This window comes from Pseudomonas sp. OTU5201, from assembly GCF_038440135.1.
GTDB lineage: Bacteria > Pseudomonadota > Gammaproteobacteria > Pseudomonadales > Pseudomonadaceae > Metapseudomonas > Metapseudomonas resinovorans.
The window spans coordinates 1-7,085 of record NZ_JASATC010000080.1 but is presented as its reverse complement, the minus strand read 5'-3'; the positions used below and the strand labels follow the sequence as shown (position 1 = coordinate 7,085).

Here is a 7,085-nt window from a genome sequence, read left to right as displayed (position 1 = left end):
GACTGCGCCGGAAGAGGTGCGCATTATAGGGATGCAGATTCTGCCGTCAACACTTAATTGAAATTATCTTCAGCGTCTTTCTCGTGCCTATGTAAGAAGGGCTAGATAACCTCTGCTTTGCGCAACGCCTCCACCTGTTCCGCCGCCAGTCCGAGCACGCGCTGCAGCACGTCCTGGGTGTGTTCGCCGAGAAGCGGTGGAGGCATGCGGTACTCAACGGGGGTATCGGATAGGCGCAATGGGCTGGCCACCTGTGGCAACACACCCGCCAACGGATGCTCGAGTTCGACCCGGAGACCCCGCGCCAGCACTTGAGGATCGGTGAAGACCGCCGCCAAGTCGTTGATCGGACCACAGGGCACGCCGACTTCTTCCAATGCGCTAACCCATTCAGCCGTGGTCTTGAAGACGGTGGCCTGTCGGATCATGGGAATCAGCTCGGCACGATGAGCGACTCGTGCCTTGTTGCTTGAAAAACGCGGGTCGTCCGCCCACTCCCGATGACCGGCGACCTCGCAAAACTTGCGGAACTGACTGTCGTTACCCACGGTGAGGATGAAATCGCCATCCGCTGTCGGGAAGTCCTGATAGGGCACGATGTTTGGATGAGCATTGCCAAGCCGCCGTGGCGGATTCCCCGTCGTCAGGTAGTTCATCGCCTGGTTCGCCAGGCATGCCACCTGAACATCCAGCAGCGCCATGTCGATGTGTTGACCCTTGCCGCCGATCTCCCTCGAGGCCAGTGCAGCCAGGATGGCCACGGAGGAATAGAGCCCGGTAAGGATGTCGGTCAGGGCCACCCCCACCTTGACCGGGCCGGCACCGTCTTCTTGATCAGAGCGCCCGGTGATGCTCATCAGCCCACCCAGCCCCTGGATCATGAAGTCGTAGCCCGCGCGCTTGGCATAAGGGCCGGACTGACCGAAGCCGGTGATGGAGCAATAAATGAGGCGCGGGTTGATAGCCTTCAGCGATTCATAGTCCAACCCATAAGCCGCCAGCCCACCCACTTTGAAGTTCTCGATGAGGATGTCGGACTTCGCCGCCAGTTCGCGAACCAGCTCCTGACCCTCGGTACGGGTGAAGTCGACGGTTACCGACTGCTTGTTACGGTTGGCCGCGAGGAAGTAAGCCGCCTCGCTGGTATCACGACCGTCGGAGCCCTTGAGGAAAGGTGGCCCCCAGGCGCGGGTGTCGTCGCCCGAGCCCGGACGTTCGACCTTGATGACCTCGGCCCCCAGGTCCGCGAGGATCTGACCGGCCCAAGGGCCAGCCAGTACGCGGGAGAGGTCGAGCACACGGATATGGGAGAGAGCACCGGCCATGGGATCACCTGGATTCGCGAAAGGACCCGGTCCTCCCTTCTATATAAAGGAGAGAACCGGTCGAGGATCAGAAGAACGCCTGGATGCCGGTCTGCGCGCGACCGAGGATCAGTGCGTGGACGTCGTGGGTCCCCTCGTAGGTATTCACCACTTCCAGGTTGACCAGGTGACGTGCCACGCCGAACTCGTCGGAGATACCGTTGCCGCCCAGCATGTCACGCGCCATGCGGGCGATATCCAGGGCCTTGCCGCAGGAGTTGCGCTTCATGATCGAGGTAATTTCCACCGCAGCGGTGCCCTCGTCCTTCATCCGGCCCAGGCGCAGACAACCTTGCAGGGCCAGCGTGATCTCGGTCTGCATGTCGGCCAGTTTCTTCTGGATCAGCTGATTGGCGGCCAGCGGGCGACCGAACTGGTTGCGGTCCAGCACGTACTGGCGGGCGGTATGCCAGCAGGCTTCGGCGGCACCCAGCGCACCCCAGGAAATACCGTAGCGAGCAGAGTTCAGGCAGGTGAACGGACCGCGCAGGCCGCGCACGTCCGGGAAGGCGTTCTCTTCCGGTACGAAGACGTTGTCCATCACGATCTCGCCGGTGATGGAGGCGCGCAGACCGACTTTGCCATGAATCACCGGAGCGGACAGGCCCTGCCAGCCCTTCTCGAGCACGAAGCCGCGGATCTCGCCGGCATCGTCCTTGGCCCAGACCACGAAGACATCGGCGATTGGGCTGTTGGTGATCCACATCTTACTACCGGTCAGGCGGTAGCCGCCGTCGACCTTCTTGGCGCGGGTGATCATCGAACCCGGGTCGGAACCGTGGTTCGGCTCGGTCAGGCCGAAGCAACCGATGTATTCGCCACTGGCCAGTTTCGGCAGGTACTTCTGCTTGGTGGCTTCGTTGCCAAATTCGTAGATCGGCACCATCACCAGGGAGGACTGCACGCTCATCATCGAGCGGTAGCCAGAGTCCACACGCTCCACTTCACGGGCAATCAAGCCGTAGCACACGTAGTTGAGCCCGCTGCCACCGTAGGCTTCCGGAATGGTCGCACCGAGCAGGCCGGTCTCGCCCATCTCGCGGAAGATCGCCGGATCGGTCTGCTCATGACGGAAGGCTTCCAGGACTCGCGGAGCCAGCTTGTCAGCAGCGAATTGCTGGGCGCTGTCACGTACCATGCGCTCTTCCTCGTTGAGCTGCTGGTCCAGCAGGAGCGGGTCGATCCAGTTGAAGCTTGCTTTGGCGGCCATGGGGAGTGTCCTCGGTAAGCGGGAATCAGGGGCTGGGCCATCGCGGGACCCTGCCTTATCAGTGTTGACGCATCCTAGACAGCCTAGGCCGGATCAGACAAACGAGGATTTCGCATGCTGTTGTGCTAATTTCTCACTCCGAAACGCCATACCACGCTATTTACAGCCACCACTTGTGCCACAGAGGTACAGTATGCGTCGGAAGATCCCCAGCACCGCCGCCCTGATCGCCTTCGAATCCGCCGCCCGCCATCAGAGCTTCACCAGGGCGGCCGACGAGCTGGCACTGACCCAGAGCGCCATCTGCCGGCAGATTGCCGGGTTGGAGGAATTCCTCGGCCTGGAGCTGTTCCGCCGCTCACGGCGCGGGGTAAAACTGACCGAGGCTGGTCTGGCCTACTCTCGCCGTATCGCCACCCAGCTCGATGCGGTGGAGCGCGATACCCTCGCCGTGATGGGCCAGCAGGGCGCGATGACAGTGGAGCTGGCCATCGTTCCCACCTTCGGCACCCAGTGGCTGGTACCTCGACTGAAGGATTTCCAGCGTCTGCACCCGGAAGTCACGGTCAACTTGACCAACCGCACTCGTCCCTTCCTCTTTGCCGACACCGACTTCGATGCCGCCCTTTATTTTGGCGATGCCGAATGGTCAGGGACTCGCGCTGACTTCCTGATGCACGAAAACTCGGTGCCGGTGTGCAGCCCGGCGTTACTGGAAGGGCGCGGTAGCCTGGATGCCGAATCCATCGCCCGCCTGCCACTGCTGCAGCAGACCACCCGCCCCTACGCCTGGCGCCAGTGGTTCAGCTCTCTTGGAATGAACGTCGCCCGCGACCTCAGTGGGCCGCGTTACGAACTCTTCTCGATGTTGGCCCAGGCCGCCATGCACGAGATGGGCGTGGCGTTGATTCCGCCCTTCCTGATCCAGCGTGAACTGGCCGACGGCCGCCTGATGGTGGCCCACCCCCACAGTTTCCGCAGCGACAAGGCCTATTACCTGATCATCCCCGAACGCAAGCTCGAATCCGCCGCCCTGGGGGCCTTCCGCGACTGGCTGGTGGACGCTGCCCGCCAGTATCGAACTGAAGCGGGGCTGGATTGAGGTCCCCTGTAACCCCAGGTAGCAATCCTCGGCGCCCACCTCGAAACGCCTACGACACACCCCTCTTCAGCGTCCCTTCCCAGCAGCCCTATCACCCACTCGGGTGATAGGTGAAATCGCCCGTTCAGGCAGTTATGGCGCCGGTTGCGGCTGATTAGCATGAGGCCTCCCAAGACCCGCTCTGGAGAGCCGCATGACAACAAGAACAATGCGCGGAATCTTCCGGCCGCACACGCTGGCCGCCGCCGTCGCCCTGGGTTGCAGCGCCCAGGCACATGCCATCACGTTCAACATCGGTGACATCGAAGCTCAGTTCGACTCCTCCCTCTCGGTCGGGGCCAGTTGGGCCGTGCGTTCGCCCGATCCGGAGTTCATCTCCACCGCCAGCGGCGGCGAGGCGCTGTCGCGCACATCCGACGACGGCCGCTTGAACTTCAAGAAGGGGGAGACCTTCTCGAAGATCTTCAAGGGCATTCACGACCTGGAACTCAAATACGGCGATACCGGGGTATTCCTCCGCGGGAAGTACTGGTACGACTTCGAACTAAAGGATGAACACCGCCTCTTCTACGACATCGACGACCACAACCGTAAAGAGGGGGCCCAATCCTCCGGCGCGCAGTTGCTCGATGCCTTCATCTACCACAACTACAACCTGGGCGACCTGCCGGGCAGCTTCCGGGTCGGCAAGCAGGTCGTGAGCTGGGGCGAAAGCACCTTCATCGGCAACAGCATCAACTCGATCAACCCCATTGACGCCGCGGCCTTCCGCCGCCCGGGTGCCGAGATCAAGGAAGGCTTGATCCCGGTGAACATGATCTACCTGTCCCAGAGCCTGACCGATAACCTCTCGGCCGAGGCCTTCTACCAACTGGAATGGGACCAGACGGTGGCCGACAACTGCGGCACCTTCTTCTCCACCTCGGACGTGGTGGCCGACGGCTGCGTGGACCGCCTGGTGGTCGCCGGCCCGGACCTGCCGCCCGGCGAGTCCACCAACACCGGCGGCACCCTCTACATTCCCCGCGCCGGCGACCGCGACGCCCGCGACAGCGGCCAGTTCGGCGTGGCGCTGCGCTGGTTCGTGACGGAGCTGAACGATACCGAGTTCGGCGCCTACGCGATGAACTACCACAGCCGCGGCCCGGTGTTCAGCACCATTCGCACCACAACCCCGAGCGCTGCGATCATCCCTGGCGCTCCTGGCGCGCGTTACTTCATCGAGTACCCGGAGGACATTCGCCTCTACGGCTTGAGCTTCCAGACCAACGTTGAAGGCACTTCCCTGGCCGGCGAAGTCAGCTTCCGGCCGAACATGCCACTGCAACTCAACAGTACCGACCTGTCCTTCGCAGCCCTCGGCGTGCCGGTTTCGCCGGTCTTCGAGAGCGGCCATGGTCGCAATCTCGCAGGCGAAGACCTGCATGGCTACGAGCGCAAACCGGTCACGCAGGCGCAGGTCACCGCCACCCAGTTCGTTGATCAGGTAATGGGCGCCAGCCGCCTGACCCTGGTGGCCGAAGTGGGCTACAACCATATCGGCGGCCTGAGCGATGACATCGGCGAACTGCGCTACGGCCGCGACCCCATCTACGGTCCTGGCCAGCTCTCCTCCCAGGCGCTCTGTCAGGCCCTCACCGCCACCAGCCCAACCCAGCGCGAGTGCAACGACAAGGGCTTCTACACCAGCAGCTCCTGGGGCTACCGAGCCCGCGCCAGCCTGGATTACAGCAACGTCATTGCCGGCATCAACCTGACCCCGAGCGTCGCCTGGTCCCATGACGTCGACGGCTATGGCCCGAACTTCAACGAAGGCTCCAAGGCCATCAGCCTCGGCCTCAACGCCGACTATCAGAACACCTACACCGCCAGCCTCAGCTACACCGACTTCTTTGGCGGGCACTACAACACGACCACTGACCGCGATTTCGTCGCCCTCAGTTTCGGCCTCAACTTCTGATCGTAAGGATTCCCGGAATGACCAAGAGAAGCATCCTGCAAAGTGGTGTCCTGGCCCTTAGCCTGCTGGCCACCAACGTCATGGCCGCCGTCACTCAGGAAGAAGCCGCGCAGCTAGGTGCCAGCCTTACCCCGCTGGGCGCGGAGAAGGTCGGCAACGCCGACAGCAGCATCCCGGCCTGGACCGGCGGCCTGCCGACCAACGCCGCCGTGGTCGACGCCAATGGCTTCCTCGGCAACCCCTATGCCAACGAACAGCCGCTGTTCACCATCACCGCCGCCAACGCCGAGCAGTACAAGGACAAACTGTCCCCCGGGCAGATGGCGATGTTCAAGCGCTACGCCAGCACCTACAAGATCCCGGTCTACCCCAGCCACCGCAGCGCCGCCGCACCTCAGGCCATCTATGACGCGGCCAGGCAAAGCGCCCTCAGCACCCAGCCGGTGGACGGCGGTAACGGCCTGTCCAACTTTGCCGACAGCCACTACTACGCCTTCCCCGTTCCCAAGGATGGCGTGCAGGTGATGTGGAACCACATCACCCGCTACCGCGGCGGTAATGCCCGCCGCCTGATAATCCAGGCCACGCCGCAGACCAACGGTTCCTTCACCCCGGTGCAGTTCGAGGATGAAATCGCCTTCCCGGCGGACATGGCCCAGCTGGACAAGGAGAAGTCGGCCAACGTGCTGCTCTACTTCAAGCAACGGGTCCTGGCACCCTCGCGTCTGGCCGGCAACGTGCTGCTGGTCCACGAGACCATCGACCAGGTGAAGGAGCCACGCCTGGCCTGGCTCTACAACGCCGGCCAGCGCCGCGTACGCCGCGCACCGCAGGTGGCCTATGACGGTCCCGGCACCGCCGCAGACGGTATGCGTACCGCCGACAACTTCGACATGTTCTCCGGCGCCCCGGACCGCTATGACTGGAAGCTGGTGGGCAAGAAGGAGATGTACATCCCCTACAACAGCTACAAGCTGGAATCGCCCCAGCTCAAGTACAAGGAGATCGTCCAGCCGGGTCACCTGAACCAGGATCTGACCCGCTATGAACTGCACCGCGTGTGGGAAGTGGTCGCTACCCTCAAGCCCAACGAGCGGCATATCTATGCCAAGCGCCACTACTTCATCGATGAAGACAGCTGGCAGATTGCTTACGCCGACCATTACGACGGCCGTGGCCAGCTCTGGCGCGTCGGTGAAGGCCACGCCAGCTACCACTACCAGCGCCAGGTCAGCACCTACGCGGTCGAGGCCCTTTACGACGTCATTGCCGGACGCTACATCGCCCTCGGCCTGAAGAACGAAGAGAAGCACGGCATCGAGTTCGGCTTTGCCGCCACCGGCGCCGACTACACCCCGGCAGCCCTGCGCAACGCGGGCATCCGTTGATCTCCACGGGCGCCCCGCGCCGCGGGGCGCCCCCGTCCCCCGTTACGCCGCGGTTTGGGGG

General features: G+C 63.1%; 5 protein-coding genes. 3 read left to right on the top strand and 2 right to left on the bottom strand.

Annotation, left to right across the window (positions count from 1 at the left end; all coding sequences use genetic code 11):
• Positions 1-101: 101 nt before the first annotated feature.
• Both AAHM40_RS26845 and AAHM40_RS26840 read right to left on the bottom strand, forming a co-directional pair.
• Entirely contained in the window at positions 102-1,325 is a 1,224-nt protein-coding gene (locus AAHM40_RS26845; protein ID WP_342247417.1) for a CaiB/BaiF CoA transferase family protein, read from the bottom strand.
• A gap of 67 nt (positions 1,326-1,392) precedes the next feature.
• Positions 1,393-2,574 carry an acyl-CoA dehydrogenase gene (locus tag AAHM40_RS26840; RefSeq protein ID WP_028627131.1) on the bottom strand — a complete coding sequence of 394 codons (1,182 nt, stop codon included), beginning with the start codon at positions 2,572-2,574 and terminating at the stop codon, positions 1,393-1,395.
• 193 nt (positions 2,575-2,767) lie between these two features.
• On the opposite strand from AAHM40_RS26840, the gene AAHM40_RS26835 reads away from it, so the two are divergent.
• The 3 genes from AAHM40_RS26835 (at position 2,768) to AAHM40_RS26825 (ending at position 7,024) form a co-directional block, all read left to right on the top strand.
• Positions 2,768-3,676 (top strand): LysR family transcriptional regulator, encoded by a 909-nt coding sequence (locus AAHM40_RS26835; protein WP_342247416.1) that lies wholly within the window; start codon positions 2,768-2,770, stop codon positions 3,674-3,676.
• Positions 3,677-3,869: 193 nt separating this feature from the next.
• The gene (locus AAHM40_RS26830; protein WP_342247415.1) at positions 3,870-5,636 is read left to right on the top strand and encodes a DUF1302 domain-containing protein; all 1,767 of its coding nucleotides are present in this window, start codon (positions 3,870-3,872) and stop codon (positions 5,634-5,636) included.
• A 17-nt stretch (positions 5,637-5,653) separates the two neighbouring features.
• Entirely contained in the window at positions 5,654-7,024 is a 1,371-nt protein-coding gene (locus AAHM40_RS26825) for a DUF1329 domain-containing protein (protein ID WP_342247414.1), read from the top strand.
• The last annotated feature ends 61 nt before the right edge of the window (positions 7,025-7,085 follow it).

Coding starts and splice junctions, on each gene's coding strand:
- AAHM40_RS26825 (WP_342247414.1), top strand. CDS start 5,654: ATGACCAAGAGAAGCATCCTGCAAAGTGGTGTCCTGGCCCTTAGCCTG.
- AAHM40_RS26845 (WP_342247417.1), bottom strand. CDS start 1,325: ATGGCCGGTGCTCTCTCCCATATCCGTGTGCTCGACCTCTCCCGCGTA.
- AAHM40_RS26835 (WP_342247416.1), top strand. CDS start 2,768: ATGCGTCGGAAGATCCCCAGCACCGCCGCCCTGATCGCCTTCGAATCC.
- AAHM40_RS26830 (WP_342247415.1), top strand. CDS start 3,870: ATGACAACAAGAACAATGCGCGGAATCTTCCGGCCGCACACGCTGGCC.
- AAHM40_RS26840 (WP_028627131.1), bottom strand. CDS start 2,574: ATGGCCGCCAAAGCAAGCTTCAACTGGATCGACCCGCTCCTGCTGGAC.